21 protein-coding genes are annotated in these 23,200 nt (G+C 61.2%); 12 read left to right on the top strand and 9 right to left on the bottom strand.

What is annotated here, in order from left to right:
* Positions 1-9: 9 nt before the first annotated feature.
* Positions 10-1,443, bottom strand: a complete 1,434-nt coding sequence (locus IT763_RS21110) for a capsule assembly Wzi family protein (protein WP_206194982.1) — start codon at positions 1,441-1,443, stop codon at positions 10-12.
* 225 nt (positions 1,444-1,668) lie between these two features.
* Between IT763_RS21110 and psiE the strand changes: the two genes are divergently transcribed.
* On the top strand, positions 1,669-2,076 hold the full coding sequence (psiE, locus tag IT763_RS21105) for a phosphate-starvation-inducible protein PsiE (RefSeq protein ID WP_015379238.1): 408 nt from the start codon (positions 1,669-1,671) through the stop codon (positions 2,074-2,076).
* A 208-nt stretch (positions 2,077-2,284) separates the two neighbouring features.
* Here the strand turns inward: psiE and malG are convergent, their stop codons facing one another.
* Genes malG through malE form a run of 3 tightly spaced genes read right to left on the bottom strand, consistent with a single transcriptional unit; the run spans position 2,285 to position 6,015 of the window.
* Positions 2,285-3,175, bottom strand: a complete 891-nt coding sequence (gene malG, locus IT763_RS21100) for a maltose ABC transporter permease MalG (protein ID WP_206194981.1) — start codon at positions 3,173-3,175, stop codon at positions 2,285-2,287.
* Between the two features lie 11 nt (positions 3,176-3,186).
* Positions 3,187-4,764 carry a maltose ABC transporter permease MalF gene (malF, locus tag IT763_RS21095; RefSeq protein ID WP_016930287.1) on the bottom strand — a complete coding sequence of 526 codons (1,578 nt, stop codon included), beginning with the start codon at positions 4,762-4,764 and terminating at the stop codon, positions 3,187-3,189.
* 57 nt (positions 4,765-4,821) lie between these two features.
* Positions 4,822-6,015: a maltose/maltodextrin ABC transporter substrate-binding protein MalE gene (gene malE / locus IT763_RS21090; protein WP_016930286.1), complete on the bottom strand. Its 1,194-nt coding sequence runs from the start codon at positions 6,013-6,015 to the stop codon at positions 4,822-4,824.
* Between the two features lie 358 nt (positions 6,016-6,373).
* Here malE and IT763_RS23490 point away from each other — a divergent pair, with 358 nt between their 5' ends.
* The 4 genes from IT763_RS23490 (at position 6,374) to malM (ending at position 10,772) form a co-directional block, all read left to right on the top strand.
* Positions 6,374-7,345 (top strand): alpha-amylase family glycosyl hydrolase, encoded by a 972-nt coding sequence (locus IT763_RS23490; protein ID WP_176062600.1) that lies wholly within the window; start codon positions 6,374-6,376, stop codon positions 7,343-7,345.
* Positions 7,338-8,447: a maltose/maltodextrin ABC transporter ATP-binding protein MalK gene (gene malK, locus IT763_RS21080; protein WP_206194980.1), complete on the top strand. Its 1,110-nt coding sequence runs from the start codon at positions 7,338-7,340 to the stop codon at positions 8,445-8,447. The genes IT763_RS23490 and malK overlap by 8 nt, the downstream gene beginning before the upstream one ends.
* 32 nt (positions 8,448-8,479) lie before the next feature.
* Positions 8,480-9,769, top strand: coding sequence for a maltoporin (locus tag IT763_RS21075; RefSeq protein ID WP_028127550.1), 1,290 nt, complete (start codon positions 8,480-8,482; stop codon positions 9,767-9,769).
* A 97-nt stretch (positions 9,770-9,866) separates the two neighbouring features.
* Positions 9,867-10,772, top strand: a complete 906-nt coding sequence (gene malM, locus IT763_RS21070) for a maltose operon protein MalM (RefSeq protein ID WP_079450119.1) — start codon at positions 9,867-9,869, stop codon at positions 10,770-10,772.
* Between the two features lie 55 nt (positions 10,773-10,827).
* Here malM and IT763_RS21065 read toward each other — a convergent pair whose 3' ends face one another.
* The 3 genes from IT763_RS21065 to IT763_RS21055 are packed head-to-tail and all read right to left on the bottom strand — an operon-like array spanning position 10,828 to position 14,242.
* Positions 10,828-11,811: a nucleoside hydrolase gene (locus tag IT763_RS21065; protein WP_206194979.1), complete on the bottom strand. Its 984-nt coding sequence runs from the start codon at positions 11,809-11,811 to the stop codon at positions 10,828-10,830.
* Positions 11,812-11,833: 22 nt separating this feature from the next.
* Positions 11,834-12,835, bottom strand: a complete 1,002-nt coding sequence (locus IT763_RS21060) for a LacI family DNA-binding transcriptional regulator (protein WP_033639262.1) — start codon at positions 12,833-12,835, stop codon at positions 11,834-11,836.
* Positions 12,836-12,859: 24 nt separating this feature from the next.
* Complete coding sequence (locus IT763_RS21055; RefSeq protein WP_016930279.1) at positions 12,860-14,242, bottom strand: MFS transporter; 1,383 nt, start codon at positions 14,240-14,242, stop codon at positions 12,860-12,862.
* A gap of 392 nt (positions 14,243-14,634) precedes the next feature.
* On the opposite strand from IT763_RS21055, the gene ubiC reads away from it, so the two are divergent.
* Together ubiC and ubiA are read left to right on the top strand one after the other, a co-directional pair.
* Positions 14,635-15,150 (top strand): chorismate lyase, encoded by a 516-nt coding sequence (ubiC, locus tag IT763_RS21050; RefSeq protein ID WP_033651214.1) that lies wholly within the window; start codon positions 14,635-14,637, stop codon positions 15,148-15,150.
* A 17-nt stretch (positions 15,151-15,167) separates the two neighbouring features.
* Positions 15,168-16,040, top strand: coding sequence for a 4-hydroxybenzoate octaprenyltransferase (gene ubiA, locus IT763_RS21045; protein WP_028127548.1), 873 nt, complete (start codon positions 15,168-15,170; stop codon positions 16,038-16,040).
* A 66-nt stretch (positions 16,041-16,106) separates the two neighbouring features.
* Here the strand turns inward: ubiA and plsB are convergent, their stop codons facing one another.
* Positions 16,107-18,572 carry a glycerol-3-phosphate 1-O-acyltransferase PlsB gene (gene plsB, locus IT763_RS21040; RefSeq protein ID WP_028127547.1) on the bottom strand — a complete coding sequence of 822 codons (2,466 nt, stop codon included), beginning with the start codon at positions 18,570-18,572 and terminating at the stop codon, positions 16,107-16,109.
* A 148-nt stretch (positions 18,573-18,720) separates the two neighbouring features.
* Here plsB and IT763_RS21035 point away from each other — a divergent pair, with 148 nt between their 5' ends.
* The 4 genes from IT763_RS21035 to IT763_RS21020 all read left to right on the top strand — a co-directional run bounded on the left by IT763_RS21035 (position 18,721) and on the right by IT763_RS21020 (position 21,765).
* Positions 18,721-19,089 carry a diacylglycerol kinase gene (locus IT763_RS21035; RefSeq protein ID WP_016930276.1) on the top strand — a complete coding sequence of 123 codons (369 nt, stop codon included), beginning with the start codon at positions 18,721-18,723 and terminating at the stop codon, positions 19,087-19,089.
* A 102-nt stretch (positions 19,090-19,191) separates the two neighbouring features.
* Complete coding sequence (gene lexA / locus IT763_RS21030) at positions 19,192-19,800, top strand: transcriptional repressor LexA (protein WP_004936736.1); 609 nt, start codon at positions 19,192-19,194, stop codon at positions 19,798-19,800.
* A 103-nt stretch (positions 19,801-19,903) separates the two neighbouring features.
* A complete protein-coding gene (gene dinF / locus IT763_RS21025; RefSeq protein WP_206194978.1) occupies positions 19,904-21,241 on the top strand; it encodes an MATE family efflux transporter DinF in 1,338 nt (445 codons plus the stop codon).
* Between the two features lie 314 nt (positions 21,242-21,555).
* Positions 21,556-21,765 carry a CsbD family protein gene (locus IT763_RS21020; protein WP_004936743.1) on the top strand — a complete coding sequence of 70 codons (210 nt, stop codon included), beginning with the start codon at positions 21,556-21,558 and terminating at the stop codon, positions 21,763-21,765.
* Positions 21,766-21,866: 101 nt separating this feature from the next.
* Here the strand turns inward: IT763_RS21020 and zur are convergent, their stop codons facing one another.
* Positions 21,867-22,379 carry a zinc uptake transcriptional repressor Zur gene (zur, locus tag IT763_RS21015; protein WP_015379223.1) on the bottom strand — a complete coding sequence of 171 codons (513 nt, stop codon included), beginning with the start codon at positions 22,377-22,379 and terminating at the stop codon, positions 21,867-21,869.
* A gap of 245 nt (positions 22,380-22,624) precedes the next feature.
* Between zur and IT763_RS21010 the strand changes: the two genes are divergently transcribed.
* Positions 22,625-23,197, top strand: a complete 573-nt coding sequence (locus tag IT763_RS21010) for a sugar O-acetyltransferase (protein ID WP_033639268.1) — start codon at positions 22,625-22,627, stop codon at positions 23,195-23,197.
* The last annotated feature ends 3 nt before the right edge of the window (positions 23,198-23,200 follow it).

Raw genomic sequence — 23,200 nt, 5'->3', positions numbered from 1 at the left:
TGCAAAAAATTACAGGTTGATCGGCACTTCGAAGCTGATGCCTGCACCCACGTCATCGGCGGTGCTGTGATCGCTGTCGGTGTACCACAGGCTGGTATCGAACTTAACCTGAGAATCGAAGCTGTAACCCCAGCCGAGCTGAATGCCTTTCAGCGTATCGGAACGCGGGAACGCCCGGTTGATGGTTTGGTTGTTCGGGTTCACCTTGGCGTACACCAGACGGGTGCTCCAACGTTGGCCATCGTCCAGCACCATTTCCACGCGCCCGGACAGCATCTGGCCGTCGCCGCCCATCGCGTGGCCCAGCGGATAACCTTGCTGGTAGTAACCGCCCCGATAGATGTAGTGGTTGTACATCACGTTGTTGGCGTTGCCGTTAGAGCGGGTATCAGAACCTTCGATATGCCAGTTGATCGTGGTCGGGCCCCATTCCGGATGGCCTTCAAGCCCCAGCATGTAAGCGTTATGCGAAGGCAACATGCCTGCTTCATCTTCACCGGTGATCTGGCCATAAAAGCTGACCGGCATGCCGATGAGCGGCTGCAGCTTGAGTTTGAAGTCAAAACCGCCCAACTGGTTGCCCGGATCGTTTTTCGGATCGCCGGTGTTATCGTTGCCGGTTACGCCATCCCAGAAGGAACTCCAGGAGTGCGGACGGCCATCACCACCCCACATCATGACGCGTGAAGCGCCCAGCTCCAGAAAGTCGGTCGGCATCATGGTCAGGCGGCCACCGATCAGCTTGGTGTCCGGTACGGCTGCGTATTGCGACAGCTGGCCGGCGGACAGCTGGTATTGCCAGCGGCCGATCCACGACAGCCACGGGGTTTCAAACGGCGATTGGTCGGCGCGCTGCAGCATAAAGCCGGCCACCGGGCGCGCGGCGTCGGAGCGGATCAGGCTGCCGTCGTAACCCGGGCCCCACCACTGGGAAACCTCGCCGAAGGAGAGCCATTGGTTCCAGATTTTCACTGCGCCGTAGGAGCCGTTCATGTTGAATTTGGAACCGTCGCTGACGCGCTGATCGCCTTCCACCGAGCCCTGCAGACGCACGTCCCAGAACTCGCCGTTGGCGCCGGCGCCGATGGTCAGGCGATCGTCGGCGTACTCGTTTTGGCCGAAGCCCTGCGGGGTGCCGGGTTTATCGGTCGACGCGTAACCGCTGACGCGGATGTTGGCTTTCAGAGCATCGACACGGCGCTGCACGCGGTCGATGACGTTTTTCTCGGTGTTGGTCACCGGCTTGGCCTGCGCGATAACGGAACTGATCTCTTCTTGACTCAGCGGCCAGGTGGACAGGCTGACGTTGATGACGCCGCGGTCAGACAACCAGGCGAGATCGTTACGCAGATCGTTGTCAGGGGCTACCAGGCCGGCGGCGTGGCCGGACAATGCACAGTTAAACAGGCCCGCAGCGACCAGTCCGTTAAGTTTAGCGCGCATAAAGAATTCCCTTGTTAATTCGAGGTTATTGGTTTTATGTAAAGATCTCTGTGACCCATGATAGTTGACATTTCGATTTGCTACAAATCTATAAGGCAGAAACATCTTATTATAACGTGATGAATTAAATGGGGTTTAAAGTGCTTTCACCTGGGACGGAATTTTTAGGACAATGCCTATATTGGCAGGGTTGAATCATATAAGCGGTATTCAGAGAGAGGTTTTATGGCAAAAACGTCGCGTTCGATCATGATAGCGAAGGGGCTGCAGCGAGTGCTGAACGTGGGCTTGTTGCTGCTGGCGGCAATTCTGGTGGTGTTTCTGGTCAAGGAAACCATCCATCTGGCGAAGGTGTTATTTATCAACAGCGAAGAGTCGTCTTCTTACCTGTTGATTGAAGGCATCGTGATTTATTTCCTGTACTTTGAATTTATCGCCTTGATCGTCAAGTATTTTGAGTCGGGTTATCATTTCCCGCTGCGCTATTTTATTTACATTGGCATTACCGCGATTATTCGTTTGATTATCGTGGACCACAAAAACCCCATCGATACCCTGATCTACGCCGCGGCGATATTGGTGCTGGTGGTGACGCTCTATCTGGCCAATACCGATCGGCTGAAACGGGAGTAGCGATAAAAATGGCGGCCAAAGGCCGCCAAAGACACCGGATATAATTACCCGTCGTCTTTCAAGCGACAGCGTTGTTGACTGCACTCGCTAACCCCAGTTACTTACTGAAGTAAGCGCCTGGGCTTAGCGAGCTGGTCGCCTCGCTGTAACTTGAAATCCATAGGGTAAAAGATAAGGAAAAACATCAAACGCACTGCAGTGGCACAAATTACCCCTTCACGCCGCCGGCCGTCAGGCCGCCCACCAGCCAGCGCTGCGCCAGCAGGAACACGGCGGTAATCGGTATCGCCGACAGCACCGCGGCGGCGGCGAAGTCGCCCCACAGGTAGTTCTGCGGGTTGAGATATTGCTGCATCCCCACCGCCAGCGTGTAGCTGTTCACATCGCGCAGCAGCAGCGACGCCACCGGCACTTCGGTGATGGCGGCGATAAATGACAGAATGAATACCACCGCCAGAATCGGCACCGACAGCGGCAACAGCACCAGACGGAATGCCTGCCACGGCGTGGCGCCATCCAGCGCCGCCGCTTCTTCCAGCGAATTGTCGATAGTTTCGAAATAGCCCTTGATGGTCCAGACGTGCAGCGCGATGCCGCCCATGTAGGCGAAAATCACGCCGCCGTGGGTGTTCAGGCCGATAAACGGAATGTACTGGCCCAGGCGATCGAACAGGGCGTACAGCGCCACCAGCGACAGCACCGCCGGGAACATCTGGAAGATCAGCATGCTTTTCAGCAACGTGCTCTTGCCGCGAAAACGCATGCGTGCGAAGGCGTAGGCGCAGGTGGTGGACAGCGTCACGATGCCGATGGCGGTGATCGCCGCGATCTTGATGGAGTTCCACAGCCACAGCAGCACCGGGAACGGCGGCGGCGTCACGCTGCCGTCGGCGTGGGTGACGCTGAAGCCAAGCGCCAGCCGCCAGTGATCCCAAGAGAGGGTTTCCGGTATCAGGCTGCCGGTGGCGAAGTTGCCGGAGCGCAGCGAGATGGCGACCACCATCAGCAGCGGAAACATGATCAGGGCGATAAAGCACAGCATCAAGATATGGGTGACCCGCAGGCGCAGGCGCTGGGATTTGGGTTGAACCATGGCCATCGTTATTCTCCCTAATCAAAGTTCATCTTGCTGGCTTTCAAATTCAGGATCGCCAGCGCGCCCACCAGCAGGAAGATCAGCGTGGCGATGGCGGCCGCCAGGCCGAAGTCTTGCCCGCCGCCGCCTTCGAAGGCGATGCGGTAGGTGTAGCTGACCAGCAGATCGGTATAGCCGGCCGGCGTAGTGGTGCCGATCATGTCCGGGCCGCCGTTGGTCAGCAGCTGGATCAGCACGAAGTTGTTAAAGTTGAAGGCGAAGCTGGCGATCATCAGCGGCGTCAGCGGCTTGATCAGCAGCGGTAAGGTGATGCGGAAGAAGTTTTGCCACGGGTTGGCGCCGTCCATCGCCGAGGCCTCGTACAGATCGTCCGGGATCGCTTTCAGCAGCCCCATGCACAGGATCATCATGTACGGGTAGCCGAGCCAGGTGTTGACGATCAGGATCATGCTCTTGGCGGTGAGCGGATCGCTGAACCAGGCGGGTTTGATGCCGAACAGATGGCTGAGCATCATGTTGATTTCGCCGAAGCTCTGGTTGAACAACCCTTTGAAGATCAGGATCGAGATGAACGACGGCACCGCATAGGGCAGGATCAGCAGCACGCGGTAGATCGCCTTGCCTTTCAGCGCCTCCCACTGCACCACGCAGGCCAGCACCATGCCGACCGCCACGGTGAGGATCACCGTCATCACCGAGAACACGATGGTCCAGATGAAGATCGATACGAACGGTTTCTTGATGCCCTCGTCCTGCAGCACCCGCAGGAAGTTTTTCCAGCCGGTGGTGACGGTATAGCCCGGGCTCAGGGTTTCCTGCGCCCAGCCGCCGTCGGCGTTGATCGCCTGATAGAAGCCGATGTCGCCGTTCGGCCGGTAGCGCACCTGGGTCTGGTTATTGGTCAGCGTACTGCCGTCTTTGTCCAGCGCATACAGCGGACGGGTGCCGGAGAACTGGCGCAGTGAACTCATGCGCAATTCACCGCCGTCGGGCAGTTGCGCCACCAGCTGGCTCAGCGCCTGCCGGTTCTGGGTGATCACCCGCAGCGTGGCGCGCTCGCCCTGCGGCGCGGCGCTCTGTGTGGTCAATGTCAGGGTTTGCGGCGCCGCGGCGTCGAGGCGGAAAGGCTCGGAGAGCAGCGGCTGTTCACTGTCCGGTGGCGTCAGCTGCAGGCGCCACTGCTGATTTTCCGCCGGGTAGAGGCCGAAGGTGAAGGTTTTGCCACTCTGGAACTGGCGTTGCATCAGCACCGATTGCGCGCGCTCAAAGGTCAGCTGGTTGGTGCTGCTGTAGTTGGTAAAGGCGATGGCGATGGTGCAGATCAGCGGGAACAGGACGAACAGCCCCATGCCGGCGATGCCGGGATACACATAGCGCCAGGCGTAGGCGCGGCGGTTGGCGAAGACGTAAAGCCCGGCGCTGACCAGGATCAGCGTCAGGATGGCGAACAGGTATTCACCCTGTGCATACATCAACACAATCAGGTAGCAGGTCACCAGGCTGAACAGGCCGACCACCAGCCATTTCAGCGCGTCGCTTTGCCACCACTTCGATTTTTTACGCGCGGGCGTCCCGGCGTGAGCGAATTGCATAGGGCGTTCCTTTCTGTGAAGCAACGGCGGAGCGCCACGGCGCCCCGCACGACGTCGTTACTTGGTGATACGGGTCTGTACGTCGTCCAGCGCGGCTTTCACCGTCTGACGGCCGCTGACGGCGTTGATCACCGCGCTGCGTTCGGCGTACCAGAAGGCGCTCATCTGCGGGATGTTCGGCATGATTTCCCCGTTTTGCGAGTTCTGCATGGTGGCGGCGATCTTCGGATCTTTGGCCAGCGCTTCCTGATAGGACTTCAGCGCCACCGCGCCCAGCGGTTTGTCTTTGTTGACGTCCGCCAGCCCTTCGTTGGTCAGCAGGTAGTTCTCGAGGAACTCGGTCGCCAGCTCTTTATTCGGGCTGGCGGCGTTGATGCCGGCGGTCAGCACGCCGACGAACGGTTTGGACGGCTTGCCTTTGAAGGTCGGCAGCAGCGTCACGCCGTAGTTGATTTTGCTCTGCTCGATGTTGTTCCAGGCCCACGGCCCGTTGATGGTCATCGCGGTCTGGCCTTTGTTGAACGCGGCTTCGGCGATCGAGTAGTCGGTATCGGCGTTGATGTGTTTGTTTTTCACCAGATCGACGATGAACTGCAGGCCGGCCTGCGAACCGGCGTTGGCGACGCCGACATCCTTGATGTTGTATTTGCCGTTTTCATACTTGAAGGCATAACCGCCGTCGGCGGCGATGATAGGCCAGGTGAAGTAGGGTTCCTGCAGGTTCCACATGATGGCGCTCTTGCCGCCGGCGCGCAGCTGTTTGTCCAGCGCCGGGATCTCTTCCCAGGTCTTCGGCGGCTGTTTGACCAGGTCCTTGTTGTAAATCAGCGACAGCGCTTCGACGGCGATCGGATAGCCGATCAGCTTGCCGTCATAACGCACGGCGTCCCAGGTGAACGGGAACAGCTTGTCCTGGAAGGCTTTGGATGGGTGGATTTCGGCCAGCAGGCCGGACTGCGCATAGCCGCCGAAGCGGTCGTGGGCCCAGAAAATGATGTCAGGACCGTCGCCGGTGGCGGCCACCTGAGGGTATTTTTCTTCCAGCTTGTCCGGGTGCTCGACGGTGACCTTGATGCCGGTGTCTTTTTCGAATTTCTTGCCGACTTCCGCCAGGCCGTTATAGCCCTTGTCGCCGTTGATCCAGATAACCAGTTTGCCTTCCTCAATCTTGGCGAAGGCGGAAGAAGAGAGCACCAGGGTGGCCAGTGCCGAGAGCGCCAGCGTGCGGGCGAGGGTAATGCTGCGAGTCATAATCCAGTCCTTCTTTTTGTGGGCACATAAATCAAGGAGAGACGTTTCGCGGTAATAGTGGGTCACAACGCGACATATTCTCATCCTCCCCCCCTCTACGCCCCTGAGATGAGGAGTGTGATCCAGTTAACGTTGTGCTCTATTCTGTGGCGTCAGGCACAAAATAGGGGGGCGATTTTTGCCAGCCGGATCACAGATTTGCCTCAAGCGCGGAACTTCTCATCGCCGCGGTCGTTCTCTCATCCTCCCGCCTCCTCCCCCATGAAAAATCCTGTTACGGATGATTACCCTTTCCGGCGACTCCCGCACTATCGGCCCATCGATTTTTAACGCCACGCGCTGCAGGGATACCGGATTTATGTCGTCAATGCCTATCGCCACTCAGCCCACCCTGTACCGGATCCATCCGGCCAGTTTCCGTGACGGAAACGGGGACGGCGTGGGCGACGCGCTCGGCATGCTGGCGGCGCTGCCATACCTGAAAGCGCTGTCGATCGACGGCCTGTTGCTGCCGCAGACGTTGGCGCCGGAGGCCGAGGCGACGGTGACGGGCGAAGGGCTGACGCTGTGGTACGCCGACGAAGCACATCGCGTTCGCAATGCCGTCGCACCGCAGCGGTTCGCCCACGGCGCGCTGGCGCTCGACGTGATGCCGTTCAGCGCGGAAAAGCTGGTGGCGGTGCTGCACGCTCGCCGCGCCACGTTGGCGGACAGCCTGTGGAGCACCGGCGACGCCGATCAGCCTCGGGTGGTCAGCCGCTGGGGGCAGGGCGACCTGCGTTCCGCCGCCGCCTTTTTGACGCTGTTGGCGATGTTGCCGGCGCCGATCTGCCTGTATCAGGGCGAAGAGCTGGGGCTGCCGCATGCCGCCGGCCTGCAGGATCCGCGCGGCGCGCAAACGCCAATGCCGTGGCATGAAGCCCCCGAACAGGTCACCGCCGGGGAGATCAGCTGGTATCAGCAGGTGGCGATCGAACACCGCGCATTGGCCATCAGCCGCCAACAGCACGACAGCCACTCCACCTTACGTTACTGCCAGGCGCTGTTGGCCCTGCGCCGTTCGCCGCTCATCCAGCGCGGCGAGCTGAACGCGGTCAGCCAGCGGGACGGCGTGGTGCGCTTACTTATTACCCATCAGGATCAATGCCTTGAAGCGCTGATAAACCTGCAGCCTTATACTCAGGCGGCCGCGCCGTCTGAGGCGACCTTGCCGTTGGCATGGCAGCACGGCGCGCAGCAAGAGGGTCATCAATGGGTTTTGGCGGGCTTTGCCTCCGCCATTTTCACACGACATGTTAACTGCGAAAGCAGGGGAGTAACGCATGGCTAGCGTGACACTGCGCAGCGTTTATAAGGCCTTCGGTGAGGCCGTGATTTCCAAAGACGTCAATCTGACTATCGAAGACGGCGAGTTTGTGGTGTTTGTCGGGCCGTCGGGCTGCGGCAAATCGACGCTGCTGCGCATGATCGCCGGGCTGGAGGACATCACCTCCGGCGACCTGCTGATCGGCGAGAAACGTATGAATGAGGTGCCGCCTTCCGAGCGCGGCATCGGCATGGTGTTCCAGTCCTACGCGCTGTATCCGCACCTGTCGGTGGCGGACAACATGTCGTTCGGCCTGAAGCTGGCCGGCGCCAAGAAAGCGGAAATCAATCAACGGGTGAACCAGGTCTCCGAGGTGCTGCAGCTGGCGCACCTGCTCGATCGGCGGCCGAAGGCGCTGTCCGGCGGGCAGCGTCAGCGTGTGGCGATCGGCCGCACGCTGGTGGCCGAGCCGGACGTATTCCTGCTCGACGAACCGCTGTCCAACCTCGATGCCGCGCTGCGGGTGCAGATGCGCATCGAGATCTCCCGTCTGCACAAGCGCCTGCAGCGCACCATGATTTACGTCACTCACGATCAGGTCGAAGCGATGACGCTGGCCGACAAGATCGTGGTGCTCGACGCCGGTCGCGTGGCGCAGGTCGGCAAGCCGCTGGAACTGTACCACTACCCGGCCAACCGCTTCGTCGCCGGGTTCATCGGTTCGCCGAAGATGAACTTCCTGCCGGTCAAGGTCACCGCGGCGGAGCCGCGACAGGTGCAGGTCGAACTGCCCAACTGCCAACTGGTCTGGCTGCCGGTGGAAGGCGCGGGCGTTCAGCCCGGCGCCAACCTGTCACTGGGCATTCGTCCCGAACATCTGCTGCCCGGCGAAGCCTCTGAAGTGCGGCTTATCGGCGACGTACAGGTGGTGGAGCAGCTCGGTAACGAGACGCAAATCCACATCCAAATCCCGGCCATCCGTCAAAACCTGGTGTACCGCCAGAACGACGTGGTGCTGGTAGAAGAAGGTGCCACATTCGCCATCGGCCTGCCGCCTCACCGCTGCCATCTGTTCCGTGAAGACGGTACGGCATGTAAACGGCTGCACCAGGAGCCGGGCGTTTAAAGCATCAAAGTCGGTATAACAGGAGAATAATGATGACTACTCTGCGCAAACTTCCTCTGGCACTGGCTGTCGCCGCCGGTGTTCTCTCTACTCAGGCGCTGGCCGTGGATTTCCACGGTTACGCCCGTTCCGGCATCGGCTGGACCGGCAGCGGCGGTGAGCAACAGTGCTTCAAGGCCACCGGCGCCGCGAGCAAATACCGTCTCGGCAACGAATGCGAAACCTACGCCGAACTGAAACTGGGGCAGGAAGTGTGGAAAGAAGGCGACAAGAGCTTCTATTTCGACACTAACCTGGCCTATTCGGTCTCGCAGCGTTCCGACTGGGAAGACGTGACGCCGGGCTTCCGCGAAGTGAACGTGCAGGGTAAAAACCTGATCGAGTGGCTGCCGGGCTCCACGCTGTGGGCCGGTAAGCGTTTCTATCAGCGTCATGACGTTCACATGATCGACTTCTACTACTGGGATATCTCCGGCCCGGGCGCCGGTCTGGAAAACATCGATCTGGGCTTCGGCAAGCTGTCCGCCGCCGTGACCCGCAACTCCGAATCCGGCGGCTCTTACGGCTATCTGGATAACGAATGGAAACAGCGTCCGACCGTCAACGACACTTTCGACCTGCGTCTGGCCGGCCTGGAGTTGAACCCGGGCGGCACCCTGGAGCTGGGCGTGGACTACGGCCGCGCCAATGCGCAGGATAACTACCGCCTGGCCGACGGTGCCAGCAAAGATGGCTGGATGTTCACCGCGGAACACACGCAGAGCATCCTGAACGGTTACAACAAGTTCGTGCTGCAGTACGCCACCGACTCGATGACCTCGCAGAACAACGGCCGCAACGAAGGCGCCACCATCGATAACAACGGCAAGATGATCCGCGTGCTGGATCACGGCGCCATCGATTTCAACGATCAATGGGCGCTGATGTATGTCGCCATGTTCCAGGACATCGACCGCGACAACAACAACGGCACCACCTGGTACACCGTGGGCGTGCGCCCGATGTACAAATGGACGCCGATCATGAGCACCTTGCTGGAAGCCGGCTATGACAACGTCAAGTCCCAACGCACCGGCGATCGCAACGGCCAGTATAAAGTGACCCTGGCGCAGCAATGGCAGGCGGGCAACAGCATCTGGTCGCGTCCGGCCATCCGCCTGTTCGCCACCTACGCCAAGTGGGATGAGAAGTGGGGCTACGCCACCGGCGATGACACCGGGTATAACGCCGGCACCGCTTACAACGACACCAGCATGCATACCTTCAGCCGCGGCAAGGATGACGAAGTCACCTTCGGCGCCCAGATGGAAATTTGGTGGTAACGACAGGACGGGGAGGGCCGCCGGCTCTCCCCCAACCGCATTCGCCGCGGCCCGATCTCTTGCCTGATCCGCCGCGGTGCTGAAAGAGGATATAACGATGAAAAAGAATCTGCTGTCACTCTGCCTGTCGCTGGCGCTGACCGTCGGCGTGCCTTTGGCGGCCAACGCCGATACGCCGGCCAACGTTTCCGTCGCGCCGGCCATCAGCGCCGCCACGCTGCAAAGCCTGCCGTGGCAGCCGCTGCAGCCGCCGGTGTCGCAAGAAGTGAAGCTCGACGCCGTCAGCCCGCAGCTCAATCAGGGCGAGATCCAGGGGGCGATCGCCGCCTATACCCTGCCGGCCGATCGCGGTTCGCTGGAAGTGACGCTGAGCAGCCTCGCCAAGAACAATTCGCTGTACGCGCCGAGCGTGCTGGTGCTGGACGAGCATCTGCGCCCGGCGGCGTATTACCCGAGCAGCTATTTCCCTTACCAGCCGCCGGGAGCGATGTCCTCCGATCGCCTCGAAGGCACGTTGAAACTGACACCGGCGCTCGGTCAAAAACAGATTTACCTGCTGGTGTACACCACCCGTCAGGATTTGGCGAAAACCACGCAGCTGACTAACCCGGCCAAGGCCTACGCGCAGGGCGTGGGTAACGCGGTGCCGGATATCCCGGATCCGATCGCCGGCCACGCGACGACCGGCACGCTGAAGCTTAAGGTCACCGCGGAACAGGGCACCGGCAACGTGATGATCGGCATGCTGCAGCCTGCGCCGACCGTGGCGCCGGTGGTGGTGGGATCAACCGCACCGGCCGCCGTGGCGGCGCCGGCACCGACCCCGGAGAAACCGGCGGAGCCGATGCTCAACGATACCGAAAGCTACTTCAATAACGGCATCAAGCAGGCGGTGAAGGCGGGCGATATCGACAAGGCGCTGAAGCTGATGAATGAGGCCGAGAAGTTGGGCTCGACCACTGCACGTAAAACGTTTATCAGCAGCGTTAAAGGCAAGGGGTAACACCCGGCGCTGCCGATGCTGGCTCGATGATTGGTGCGCCTTGGCGCACCTTTTTTCATCCGCGCGCCAGCGTTGCGCCGATCAGCGTCAGCAGACGGGGGTTGTCCACCTGCTGCATGATGCGCACCGGCTTGCCCTGCGGCGGCGGCAGGCCGACCGTCAGGCGCAGGCCGCCCGGCCGCCAACGGCGTGAGCTGCCGCGCGTCAACGCCCCTTCCAGCGCCACATCCACATGGAACATTTCGGTCGTGACCAACTGCGGTTCCAACAGCCAGGCGATCACCAGCGCATCATGGATCCAGCAGCCCGGCAGGCACCGCGTATAGCGCGAATAGTCGATCCACGGCTGCGTGGTGGCGCGCAAATAGCGGCACAGCGGCGTATCCGGCTGGGTCAGTGCGGCCAGATCCGCCTGGGTCAGCATGGTCTGGGTGGTGACGTCCAGCGGGGCCAGCGTGATATTGGCGCCGCTGTTCAACACCAGCCGCGCCGCTTCCGGATCCAAACCAAAATTGGTGTCCTTGATGTATCCTTCGACGTTGAACACGCCGCCCATGATCACGATCTCTTTCACCGCCTGCGCCATCTGCGGGTAAAGCTGCATGGCGTGCGCAACGTTGGTCAGCGGGCCGATCGCCGCCAACGTGATCTCGCCGGGATGCCGACAGATCAGTTCGCCGATGGCGATGGCGGCGTCCGGTGCGGGCGCGTTGGCCAGCGAGGGTGCGGGCAAGTCGCGCCACAGCGCCGCCAGCTTGGGATCGGCGATTGGGCGGTCCAGATGAGCGCGCCATGGCTCCGGCGGCTCGCTCAGGGCGCGCGCCGCGCCGAGGGCGACCGGCACCTGGTAGCCGCTTTGCGCCAGCAGATCGGTGGCGACGGCGAAGCCCACTTCGCGCGGGGTATTGCCGGCCACGATGCTGATCAGCTCCAGCTGCAGCTGCGGTTTGGCCGCCAGCGCCAGGGCCAGCGCCAGACCGTCGTCGACGTTGGCGCCGGGAACGCCGTTACCGGGATCGCAATCAATGATTAAACGCATAGTAAGGTGTCCTGAAAATCCGCTAACAGCCGCATGAATGGCGGATGCGCAGTTGAAAAGCGAATTCATGCAGCTCGGCGGGCGCGGCGCCGGCGGCCAGCATGGCGATGGCCCGCTTGGCCATGGCGTCGATCGGCTGCTCGACCGCGCTGAGCGGCGGCACGCTGAATTCGGATTGCTGCGTGCCGTTAAAACAGATCAGCGCCAGATCGTCCGGCGCGCGCAGCCCATGTTCCGCCAGCGCCGACAGGCAGCCGAGCGCCTGCTGCTCGTTGGAGGTGAAAACGGCGCGTGGGCGCGGGCCTTGCACCATGCGCTGGGTGGCCTGGTAGCCGCCCTGGCGGGTGTAGGGGACCTCGAAAATCCACTCGTCGCGCGGCGCGATGCCCGCCTCCAGCAGCGCATCGCGCCAGCCGTTCAGGCGATCCTGCGCGTTGAGCATGGTTAGCGGGCCGATAAAAATGCCGATGTCGCGATAGCCATGCTGCAGCAGATGGCGGGTCGCCTGGCAGGCGGCGTCGCGCTCGTCGACGCGGATGGCGCAGACCCCGGCCTGGCTGTCGATGGTATCTATCATCACGCAGGGCGTGCCGGAGGCGCGGATCAGCTCGAACCACGGATGGCGATCGACGCTGGTGTACAGCAGGCCGTCGACCTGGCGGCGCAGCAGGTTGTTGATCAGCTCATACTCGCGCTGCCGGTCGTCGCCGGCGTCGCCCAGCAGCAGCACGCGGCCGCGGCTGAAGGCCTCTTGCTGCAGCGCCCGCGCCAGCGTGGCGAAGAACGGATTGGAAATATCCGGCACCACCAGCCCATAGGTTTGCGTGCTGCCGGAGGCCAATGCCCGCGCGATGTCGTTCGGCCGGTAGCCGGTCTGCTCGATCGCCGCCAGCACGCGCAGCCGGGTGGCTTCCGCCACCGGGCGCGGGCCGTTGTTGATCACGTAGCTGACCACGGCGACGGAGGTGCCCGCTATGCGAGCCACGTCGGCGCGGGTAACGCGGCGCGCGGAGTGATTATCCAAATTGAGGTCCTGTTCGCCTTCCCGCTACGCGGCATCCTGCGGCAGGTTGAGATCGCGGCCGCGGGTTTCGGGAGCAAAGAAGGTGGTGATTAAGCCGATGGCCGCCATTACAACAAAATAGCAGGCGACAGGCCACCAGTGACCGAAACCGGACAGCAGCGCGGTGGCGATCAGCGGCGCGGTGCCGCCGGAGAGGATCGACCCAAGCTCCTTGGCGAACGCCATTTTGGAGTAGCGGTTCTTCACGCCGAACAGTTCGACGCCATAGGCCGCCTGTACGCCGAAGATCCCCAGCGATGCGATGCACATGCCGACCACGATCACCGAGATGACGATCGCCGGCTCACGGCTGTCGAGCAGCCAGAACGCAGGGAAAGCGTACAGCACCAGCAGCAGGCAGAACCACCGGTAGGTGATGCGGCGGCCGAAGCGATCGGAGAGCCAGCCGGCCAGCGGGATCACCAGAAAACCGCACAGTGAGGCGATCAGCACCGCCAGCGCCGGCACTGATTTATCGACCATCAGCACCTTGGCGACATAGCCGACGATAAAGCCCTGGCACAGGTAGGAGGGGCCGTTTTCGCCGATGCGCAGGCCGAGCATCACCCAGAACGCCTTGGTGCGTTGCAGGTAGCTGCGTGAGTCCGGCGCGGCCTGGGCGGCGTCCAGCATGCGCTGGTGGTTTTGCTGCAGCTCGCGTTCGAACACCGGCGTTTCCCGCACGTGGCGGCGCAGGTACAGCGCCGCGCCGGCGATCAGAATGCTGGCGAGGAACGGAATGCGCCAGCCCCAGCTCATCAGATCTTCCTTGTCGAGCTGCAGCACCAGCAGCCACACCAGCGACGCCAGCAGGGTGCCGCTGTTGGAGCCGATGGCGATGATCGACGCGACCAGCCCGCGCCGCTTGGCCGGCGCGTATTCCGCCAGCATCACCGCCCCGCCGGACAGCTCCGCACCGGCGCCGAACCCCTGCGCGAAGCGCAGGATCACCAGGCAGGCGGGCGCCCAGACGCCGATTTGCGCATAGGACGGGATCAGACCGATCAATGTGGTGGAGAGGCCCATTAGCGCCACGGTGGTGATCAGCACCACGCGGCGGCCTTTGCGGTCGCCGATCCAGCCGAACACCAGCGCGCCGATCGGCCGCGCGACGAAGCCGACGGAGTAGGTGGCGAAACTGGCCAGCAGCGCCACCAGCGGCGTGGCTTCGGGGAAGAACACGTCGCCGAACACCATGCCGGCCGCCAGGCCGTACAGCGCGAAGTCGACGTATTCCATGGCGGTGCCGAGCCAACAGGAGAAGGTGGCGCGCCAAAATTGGCTGCGCCCCTCTTTGGTTGCCAGGCGTTCATCGGCCGCCAGCGCGGCGTCGGCGGTCTGTGAAGGGGCAAGCGTTGTTTCGCTCATGGCAGTGCTATCCTCTTTTGTTCTGCGCCTGGAGGGGCGCGGTTAAAGATGGTTTCCCTGGTGCCGGCAACAAAGGTGTGCCGACAAATCATGTCGGACGCATGGCGATTCAACGCTGCTGTATCAGGGTATCTACGCGCGTAGATAACACAACGCGAGGAAGCTGAAACTTTGCGGGCGATCACAGAATCGTCAGCGCGCCGGGAAATGAAGATAGAGAATGCGGATGGCAAAAAGATGACAGAACCCCGGTTTTTCCGGCCGACAGACCTGCCGTTTTCGCCACGAATCAGCCTGCCGCTTTCGCATTTCTGCGCTACAATGGGGGCCTGTTAACAGTTTGTATCGTCTGGCGCGCCGTACCGGCTGCGGTTCAGGCGAGGAGTAAAGCAATGTCTGGCATCAGGGATTCCATCCTGCCGCCGCTGGAGTGGTTATCCGAACAGGATCCTCCGGCGCCCGCCGCCGTCAGCGACTGGCTGATGGAGTTAGGCTCCATGACCCGCCGATTTGAACGCCATTGCGCCCAGGTGCGCGTTGAACCGCAGCGCGAATGCTTCGTCACGCGTGAGGCGCTGGGCGACGAGGCGAACCACCTGCCCGACAGCCCGCGCTACTGGCTGCGCGAAGTGGTGCTGCTGGGCGACGACCAGCCCTGGCTGCTGGGGCGCACGGTGATCCCGGAACATACGCTGACCGGCCCCGATCAGGCGCTGGTGGATCTGGGGACGCTGCCGCTCGGGCGCTATCTGTTCAGCAGCGGCGATCTGACCCGCGACTATATCCATATCGGCCGGCAGGACGCGCTGTGGGCGCGTCGTTCACGGCTGCGGCTGGCGGGCAAGCCGCTGCTGCTGACCGAACTGTTTTTACCGGCTTCGCCGCTGTATTCAGCGGTTCCTGCATAAGAGAGGAGAACAAGACGTTGGAGGGAAGCGTGACTCAAAGTAAATGGCGGGCTTACAGCCATTTGATGCGCATTGATAAACCGATCGGCACGCTGTTGCTGTTGTGGCCGACGCTGTGGGCGCTGTGGCTGGCCGGGAAAGGCGTGCCGCCGCTGTCGATTCTGGTGGTGTTCGTGCTCGGCGTGTTCCTGATGCGCGCCGCCGGCTGCGTGGTGAATGACTACGCCGATCGCGCGGTGGACGGCTACGTAAAGCGCACCGCCGGGCGGCCGATGCCGAGCGGCCGGGTGAGCGCGAAAGAGGCCAAAGTGCTGTTCGTGGTGCTGGTGCTGATTTCGTTCTGCCTGGTGTTGACGCTGAATGCGATGACCATCTGGCTGTCACTGGCGGCGCTGGCGCTGGCCTGGGTGTATCCGTTTATGAAGCGGGTGACCAACCTGCCGCAGTTCGTACTGGGCGCCGCGTTCGGCTGGGGCATTCCGATGGGCTATGCGGCGGTCAGCGAATCGTTGCCGCTCAGCTGCTGGCTGCTGCTGCTGGCGAACATCTGCTGGACGGTAGCCTATGACACGCTGTATGCGATGGTCGATCGCGACGATGATCTGAAAATCGGCATCAAGTCCACCGCCATCCTGTTCGGGCGTTATGACAAGCTGATCGTCGGGCTGTTGCAGTTCGCGACGTTGTTGCTGCTGGCGTGGGTTGGTTATCTGGCGCAGCTCGGCGGCGCGTTTTACTGGTCGCTGTTGCTGGCGGGCGCGCTGTTCATTCACCAGCAGAAGCAGATCGCCGGGCGCGAGCGCGAAGCCTGCTTCAAGGCCTTCCTGCAGAACAACTATGTCGGGCTGGTGGTGTTTATCGGCATCGCGCTGAGCTATCTGCCGGCGTAACGGTTTCCTGCAGCAAGAAAAAAGGCACCCCAAGGGGTGCCTTTTGTGTTTTCGCGCCGGGCGAAATCACTCGTCTTTCTCTTCTTCCGCATCGGTTTGCGGCAGAGCGTTAGTCTCTTCCGGCATGTTGACGCTTTCGATGGTCAGCTTGATTTCCGGCGTGATCAGATCGCTCAGCATGCTGTACACCTCGAGGGTGTGTTCGCGGATCGCATCGCCGCTGTCGTTGATGTAGCCTTCTTCACGCAGCGTCGCCACCAGGGTGGAGAACACCGCCTTGTCGAAGAACTCCGGCGCGTTGATGCCGTGCAGCACCGACAGACGCTGCGCCATGATGCGGCTCTCTTTTTCCAGCGCGCCGCGGTTGATGCTCGGGTTGGCGCTGAGGATCGACATGGTGATGGCGTAGCGTTGCAGGGTTTCGCGCACCCCGGCGGCCAGCAGCTGCAGCGGGCGAATGCGCGCCGGGTTGAGCACCAGATCGTCGCCTTTGTCGCAGATCAACTGTTGACGGATCAGCTCGTCGATCATCGGCCGCAGCACGTCCGGCAGCTGTTCCTTGTCGTTATGCAGGAACAGCTCGGCTTTCAGCATCGGGTAGATCATGCCGATCTGGCGCAGCAGTTCGGCGCGCGATACCCGGCGGTGATGCATCACGATGCTGGCGATCAGCGACGGCAACACCAGCAGGTGGTGGATGTTGTTGCGGTAATAGGTCATCAGCACCGCCTGTTCGCGCGGCAGAATGATGATGTCGCCGATGTTGTCCTTTTCCACCTCGAACTTGTTCATGTTCAGCGCGTGATCCAGCAGCTCGTCCGGCGTTTGCGTCGGTACGGTGACGTCATGCGCGTAAGGCGCGTTGCGCATCAGCTGCAGGTAGCACTCGAGCTGTTCGACCAGCTGTTCGCGGGTCAGCGAACGCTGACGCGAGGCCAGCAGCGCGGTGGAACACAGGTTCATGGCGTTGGCCGCGGCGGCATTGTTGATGCGCACCATGATCTGGCCGGCCAGATCGTTGACCGTCGGCGTCAGCCAGCTTGGACGCTGAGCTTCGATCGGATCGATCGACTCGCGCCACTGCGGCACGTTCTGGTTGAGGTAAGCTGTCAACGGCAGCGGTTCGCCGAAGTTGACGTAACCCTGACCCAGGTTGCGCAGCTTGCGCAGGCCGCGCAGCATCTGCGGCAGGCTCTCTTTTTCCTTGGTGGCGCCGCGCAGCTCTTTGGCGTAGGTACCCACTTCCATCACGTGCTCGTAACCGATGTAAATCGGCACCAGCGTGATCGGACGGGTGCCGCCGCGCAGCATCGCCTGAATGGTCATCGACAGGGTGCCGGTCTTCGGCTCCAGCAGGCGCCCGGTGCGGGAACGGCCGCCTTCCACGAAGTATTCCACCGAGTAACCACGGGTGAACAGCTCGCCGAGGTATTCGCGGAACACCGTCGAGTACAGCTTGTTGCCCTTGAAGGTGCGGCGGATGAAGAACGCGCCCAGGCGGCGGAAGATCGGGCCGGCCGGCCAGAAGTTGAGGTTGATGCCCGCAGCGATGTGCGGCGGCACCAGGCCCTGGTGATACAGCACGTAGGACAGCAGCAGATAGTCCATGTGGCTGCGGTGGCAGGGCACGTAGACGATCTCGTGGCCGTCCTGCGCCAGCTGGCGCACGCGCTCGGCGTTGGTGACGTTGATGCCCTGATACAACCGGTTCCAGGTCCAGCTCAGCACGCGGTCGGACAGACGCACGGTTTCGTAGGAGAAGTCGGCGGCGATCTCTTCCATCAGCGCGATGGCGTTCTGCTGGGCCTTCTCGTGCGAGATCTTCTTGCTGCGCGCTTCGTCCTCGACCGCTTTTTCGATCGCTTTGGACGCCAACAGCTTGTTGAACAGATCCTGACGGGCCGGCAGGCTTGGGCCCACCGCGGCCAGGCGCTGACGCGAGAAGTGCATGCGCGCCACGCGCGCCAGTTTCTGCGCGATGGTTTTATCCGTGCCGTGTTCGGTCGCCATACGGCGCAGCGACACGGTGTTGGAGAAACGCACGAAGCTGTCGCGGCCGAGCCACAGCACGGCGAAGAACTTCTGCACGCCGTTCAACAGACGCAGGTGCGGCGTGCCGTGGCCTTCGCGGCCCGGCGAGCGGCCGAACATGACCGAAACCGGCAGCATCTGAATGTCGAGATCCGGGTTGCTGCGATGCAGATCCAGATAGTCGTGGAACAGCTTTACCGACTCTTCTTTCGGGGTGTAGTAGCGGAACACGCGCGGGCCGTCGTGAATGAACACGTAGCTCGGCAGCACGGTGCCGTCGATCTCCAGCGAGTTGAGCGGATCGGGCAGATCCTGCGCCAGGCACTGGGTGCGCAGCGTCAGCAAATCCGCCTTGGAATTGTAAGGTAAAACATACAAAATCGGCCGTGAGGGATCCAACCCTAGCTCGGTAACCGGATCTGAAGGGATGACCTTACTTCTTACCAACAATTTAAGTGGTAAATTCAATATTTTATAATAAATTTTACGCCAACCTGACATAACAACGTGAAGCCTCTTGTTAGCAATGCGCCGCAAGCATACCAGAAACCGGGTAGCAGATCTGTGGTGTTCGAAAACCGAGAGCCGTCAGCGCCGACTGTTCTAGACTCTTTTTATTATGACCGACCTCTGAGAAAGGCACGAAAACATGGCAAACCAAGCAACCGGACTGACCCGCATCATCAAGGCCGCCGGCTATTCCTATAAAGGGCTATCCGCCGCCTGGCAGCACGAAGCGGCTTTCCGCCAGGAACTGGTGGTCACCCTTCTGGCTATCATACTGGCTGTCTGGCTGGATGTGGGTGCGATAGCGCGCATTTTATTGATCGGATCGGTAGCGCTGGTGATGATCGTCGAGATCCTGAACAGCGCGATCGAGGCGGTGGTGGATCGCATCGGCAGCGAACATCACGAGCTGTCCGGGCGGGCCAAGGACATGGGATCGGCGGCGGTGTCGCTGGCGATCGCGCTGGCGCTGTTCGTTTGGGGCACGGTCTTATGGCAGCATTTCGGCTGACGAAAAGCGCCTACTGACTGATTTTTATTTATTCTTCGGTTCCCAATCCGCGCTTACCTGTATATACTCACAGCAAGACTGTATAAACAAACAGGGGGCGGAATGAAAGCACTAACTACCAGACAGCAAGAGGTCTACGATCTGATTCGCGAGCACATTTCGCAAACGGGCATGCCGCCAACGCGTGCCGAGATCGCGATGCGTCTGGGGTTCCGTTCGCCTAACGCCGCCGAAGAACACCTGAAGGCGCTGGCACGCAAAGGCGTGATCGAAATCGTCTCCGGTGCCTCGCGCGGTATCCGTCTGCTGATGGAAGAAGAAGAAGGGCTGCCGCTGATCGGCCGCGTCGCCGCCGGCGAGCCGCTGCTGGCGCAGCAGCACATCGAAGGGCACTACCAGGTGGATCCTTCCCTGTTTAAACCGAGCGCCGATTTCCTGCTGCGGGTGAACGGCATGTCGATGCGCGACATCGGCATTCTGGACGGCGATCTGCTGGCGGTGCACAAAACGCAAGACGTGCGCAATGGCCAGGTCGTGGTCGCGCGCATCGAAGACGAAGTGACGGTCAAGCGCTTGAAAAAGCACGGCAACGTGGTTGAACTGCTGCCGGAGAACAACGAATTCCAACCGATAGTGGTCGATCTGCGTCAGCAGAATTTCACTATCGAAGGGCTGGCGGTCGGCGTGATCCGCAACGGCGACTGGATTTAATCGCCGCGCCATCACCGCCGCTCCCTGTATCAATCGCCCCTGTTTTGGGGCGTTTTTGTTTCTGACTTCGCCCTTTGTCACTCAGTCACAGGAACATCCCATCATGCGCCTGATTTCCGCCTTCACCAGCGACACCGATAAAGCCCTGTGGCGCCTCGCCCTGCCGATGATCTTCTCCAATATCACCGTGCCGCTGCTCGGGCTGGTGGACACCGCGGTGATAGGCCACCTCGACAGCCCGATCTACCTGGGGGGCGTGGCGATCGGCGCGGTGGCGACCAGCTTCCTCTTCATGCTGCTGTTATTCCTGCGCATGAGCACCACCGGCCTCGCGGCGCAAGCGCTGGGGGCACAGAACCCGCAAGCGCTGGCGCGCGCCTTTATGCAACCGCTGCTGCTGGCGCTGTTGGCCGGGGGGGCGATCGTCCTGTTGCGCTACCCGCTGATCGAACTGGCGCTGCGGATCGTCGGCGGCGATGGCGAGGTGCTGGAACAGGCGCGGCGTTTTCTTGAGATCCGCTGGTTAAGCGCCCCGGCGGCGCTGGCCAACCTGGTGCTGCTGGGCTGGCTGCTCGGCGTGCAGTACGTGCGGGCGCCGGTGATCCTGCTGATCGTCGGCAACCTGCTGAACATCGTGCTGGATATCTGGCTGGTGATGGGCCTGGGCTGGAACGTGCGGGGGGCGGCGGCGGCAACCGCCATCGCCGAATACGCTACGCTGCTGCTCGGCCGGTGGTTGGCGTGGCGGGTGATGCGCCTGCGCGGTATTACCCTGCAGATGCTGCGCCAGGCCTGGCGTGGCGATCTGCGTCGCCTGCTGGCGCTCAACCGCGACATCATGCTGCGTTCACTGTTGCTGCAAATGTGCTTTGCGTCGTTGACCATTTTCGGCGCTCGCCTGGGAAGCGAGGTGGTGGCGGTCAATGCGGTATTGATGAATCTGCTGACGTTCACCGCCTATGCGCTCGACGGTTTCGCTTATGCGGTGGAGGCTCATTCGGGCCACGCCTACGGCGCCCGGGACGACAGCCAACTGCGCAAGGTGTGGCACGCGGCCTGCAGGCAGGCAGGGCTGGTCGCGTTGGCCTTCGGCCTGGCGTATGCCGTTACCGGCCAGCAGATCGTGGCGGCATTGACCTCTTTGCCGGAACTGCGTGCGTTGGCCGCCCATTATTTACCCTGGCAGGTCATTCTGCCGTTGGTCGGGGTGTGGTGCTATTTGCTGGACGGCATGTTTATCGGCGCCACGCGCGGCGCCGAGATGCGTAACAGCATGGCGGTGGCCGCTGCGGGATACGGTCTGGCGCTGTTCAGCGTGCCGCTGCTAGGCAACCACGGGCTCTGGCTGGCGCTGGCGGTGTTTCTGGCGCTGCGCGGCCTGGCGTTGGGCTGGATTTGGCACCGTCATCAGGTGCGCGGCAGTTGGTTTGCTGCACGCTAGGTCGAACGCTTTGTTGGGTTATTTATTAATTTATCTTATGTTTTGCTCATATTTGCTTACATGTTTTTAGTCCAGATTCGTTCGCGTTAGCTCGTTGTTTGTTGGCGTTTTTTGTTTTTATTGTGTTTTTTAATGGTTTTTTATTCTGCAAACTGGCTTTTTTATTTCCATTTTTAACTAGAATGAATCATGTGGCTGGTAAATGAAGGGGAGCGTTGCTTCTTAAGGTGAAGGGAGCATCAGCCAGAAAAGTTTCTGGTTAACCCCGGCCGGCGACAGGGATCACTGATTCACCACAGGTTAACGGAGATACTATGAATAAAGATCAAGCCGACGGTAACTGGAAGCAGCTGAAAGGCAAAGTGAAAGAGAAATGGGGCAAGCTGACCGATGACGATCTGACGGTCATCGAAGGGAAACGCGAACAGCTGGTCGGCAAAATCCAGGAGCGCTACGGTTACCAGAAAGAGGCGGCCGAAAAAGAGGTGAAAGCCTGGGAAGATCACACCAAACACCGCTGGTAATCTGCAGGGCCGCCATTGAAGGCGGCTTGCACAGCGCAGGCCGGCGTCGCTCCATCCTCTGGCGCTCCGGCCGCAGGTACAGGGAGGTACCTGATTTTGTCTTACTTCTTCTTGATGGCGATGCTGTGATCGTGTTCGGCGCAGTCATGCTTGCTGTCGCAAGCTTCAACTTCCACGCAGCCGGCGCACAGACCGTGCGCTTCCACTACGCTGTGCCGCAGCGCAAATCCGGCCTCCTGAGCCAGCTTTTGCAGCGTTTCCTCTACGCCTTCGGTGGTGCGTTCGGTCACCTGGCCGCAGCGGTCGCAGATAAACAGCGCGGACGTATGCATCGGCTGTTCGAAGTGGTGGCACAGCACGTAGCTGTTGGCGGACTCCACCCTATGGATAAACCCTTGCTCCAGCAGAAAATCCAGCGCGCGGTAGACCGTCGGCGGCTTGGCCTGCGGTTCGGCGACGCGCAGCAGATCGAGCAGGTCGTAAGCGCTGATTGCACCGGGTTGCTGAGTCATCAGACGCAGCACTTCCAGCCGTTGCGGCGTCAATCGCACATTGCGTTGCTGGCAGAGGCGTTCCGCCTGCGCCAGCAGCTTTTCCTGGGTGGTTGAGTTCATCGCAAATATCCCGGTACGTAAAAAAGCCGATTTTACCATGATTACGGCGAATCGCCGAGAGTTGCCCCCTTTTCCCCTGAGGATAGCGCAGAGAAAGGCGCGCTGAGCGCGCTAAAAGAGAGATGCATCACAACTTTTCCCCTCCGCCGGACGGCAAATCAACGTTGCCGGTTTTAGCGCTGGAGAGCGGGGGACGAGAGCGGTATAACGCGCTTCATCCGCGTGATAAGCAGGAGCCTTGTGTGATGACGGAAAGAGAGAAGCTGTTAAGCGGCCTGGAGTACAACAGCCGCGATGAAGAACTGATCGCCCTGTACCATCGAGCCAGGGCGTTGACCAAAAGCCTGGAGGCACTGGATTCGCATCAGGCGGACGAGAAAAATCGCCTGCTCGGCGAGCTGTTCGGCAGCTGGGGTGAGGCGAGCTGGATCGAAACGCCATTCTGGTGCGACTACGGGCAGCATGTCCGCATCGGCAAAAACTGTTTTATCAACGTCAATGCGGTGTTCCTCGACTGCAACACCATCACCATCGGCGACAACACGCTGATCGGCCCCAACGTGCAAATCTACACGCCGAGTCATCCGCTGAAGGCCGGTGAACGCTTTACCGGCGATCCGGCTTTTCCTTTCCGCACCTCGGCGCAGCCGGTGTCCATCGGCAGCAACGTGTGGATCGGCGGCAACGTGGTGATCCTGCCGGGAGTGACCATCGGCGATGGCACGACTATCGGCGCGGGCAGCATCGTCACCGGCGACATTCCGGCCAATGTGTTGGCGCTGGGGCAGCCGTGCCGGGTTATCCGCGCGTTGGAATAGGGC

The organism is Serratia sp. CMO1 (assembly GCF_015689115.1).
Classification (GTDB): Bacteria; Pseudomonadota; Gammaproteobacteria; order Enterobacterales; family Enterobacteriaceae; genus Serratia; species Serratia marcescens.
The sequence above is the reverse complement of the archived record's forward strand: the minus strand, read 5'-3'. Positions and strand labels throughout refer to the sequence as shown.

Bases quoted from the DNA above. Each gene is read 5' to 3' on its own strand.
- zur (WP_015379223.1), bottom strand. From the start codon at position 22,379: ATGAACTCAACCACCCAGGAAAAGCTGCTGGCGCAGGCGGAACGCCTC.
- IT763_RS23490 (WP_176062600.1), top strand. From the start codon at position 6,374: ATGTCGTCAATGCCTATCGCCACTCAGCCCACCCTGTACCGGATCCAT.
- IT763_RS21065 (WP_206194979.1), bottom strand. From the start codon at position 11,811: ATGCGTTTAATCATTGATTGCGATCCCGGTAACGGCGTTCCCGGCGCC.
- IT763_RS21055 (WP_016930279.1), bottom strand. From the start codon at position 14,242: ATGAGCGAAACAACGCTTGCCCCTTCACAGACCGCCGACGCCGCGCTG.
- malM (WP_079450119.1), top strand. From the start codon at position 9,867: ATGAAAAAGAATCTGCTGTCACTCTGCCTGTCGCTGGCGCTGACCGTC.
- IT763_RS21075 (WP_028127550.1), top strand. From the start codon at position 8,480: ATGACTACTCTGCGCAAACTTCCTCTGGCACTGGCTGTCGCCGCCGGT.
- IT763_RS21010 (WP_033639268.1), top strand. From the start codon at position 22,625: ATGACGGAAAGAGAGAAGCTGTTAAGCGGCCTGGAGTACAACAGCCGC.
- psiE (WP_015379238.1), top strand. From the start codon at position 1,669: ATGGCAAAAACGTCGCGTTCGATCATGATAGCGAAGGGGCTGCAGCGA.
- plsB (WP_028127547.1), bottom strand. From the start codon at position 18,572: ATGTCAGGTTGGCGTAAAATTTATTATAAAATATTGAATTTACCACTT.
- malE (WP_016930286.1), bottom strand. From the start codon at position 6,015: ATGACTCGCAGCATTACCCTCGCCCGCACGCTGGCGCTCTCGGCACTG.
- malK (WP_206194980.1), top strand. From the start codon at position 7,338: ATGGCTAGCGTGACACTGCGCAGCGTTTATAAGGCCTTCGGTGAGGCC.
- IT763_RS21020 (WP_004936743.1), top strand. From the start codon at position 21,556: ATGAATAAAGATCAAGCCGACGGTAACTGGAAGCAGCTGAAAGGCAAA.
- malG (WP_206194981.1), bottom strand. From the start codon at position 3,175: ATGGCCATGGTTCAACCCAAATCCCAGCGCCTGCGCCTGCGGGTCACC.
- malF (WP_016930287.1), bottom strand. From the start codon at position 4,764: ATGCAATTCGCTCACGCCGGGACGCCCGCGCGTAAAAAATCGAAGTGG.
- lexA (WP_004936736.1), top strand. From the start codon at position 19,192: ATGAAAGCACTAACTACCAGACAGCAAGAGGTCTACGATCTGATTCGC.
- IT763_RS21110 (WP_206194982.1), bottom strand. From the start codon at position 1,443: ATGCGCGCTAAACTTAACGGACTGGTCGCTGCGGGCCTGTTTAACTGT.
- ubiC (WP_033651214.1), top strand. From the start codon at position 14,635: ATGTCTGGCATCAGGGATTCCATCCTGCCGCCGCTGGAGTGGTTATCC.
- dinF (WP_206194978.1), top strand. From the start codon at position 19,904: ATGCGCCTGATTTCCGCCTTCACCAGCGACACCGATAAAGCCCTGTGG.
- IT763_RS21035 (WP_016930276.1), top strand. From the start codon at position 18,721: ATGGCAAACCAAGCAACCGGACTGACCCGCATCATCAAGGCCGCCGGC.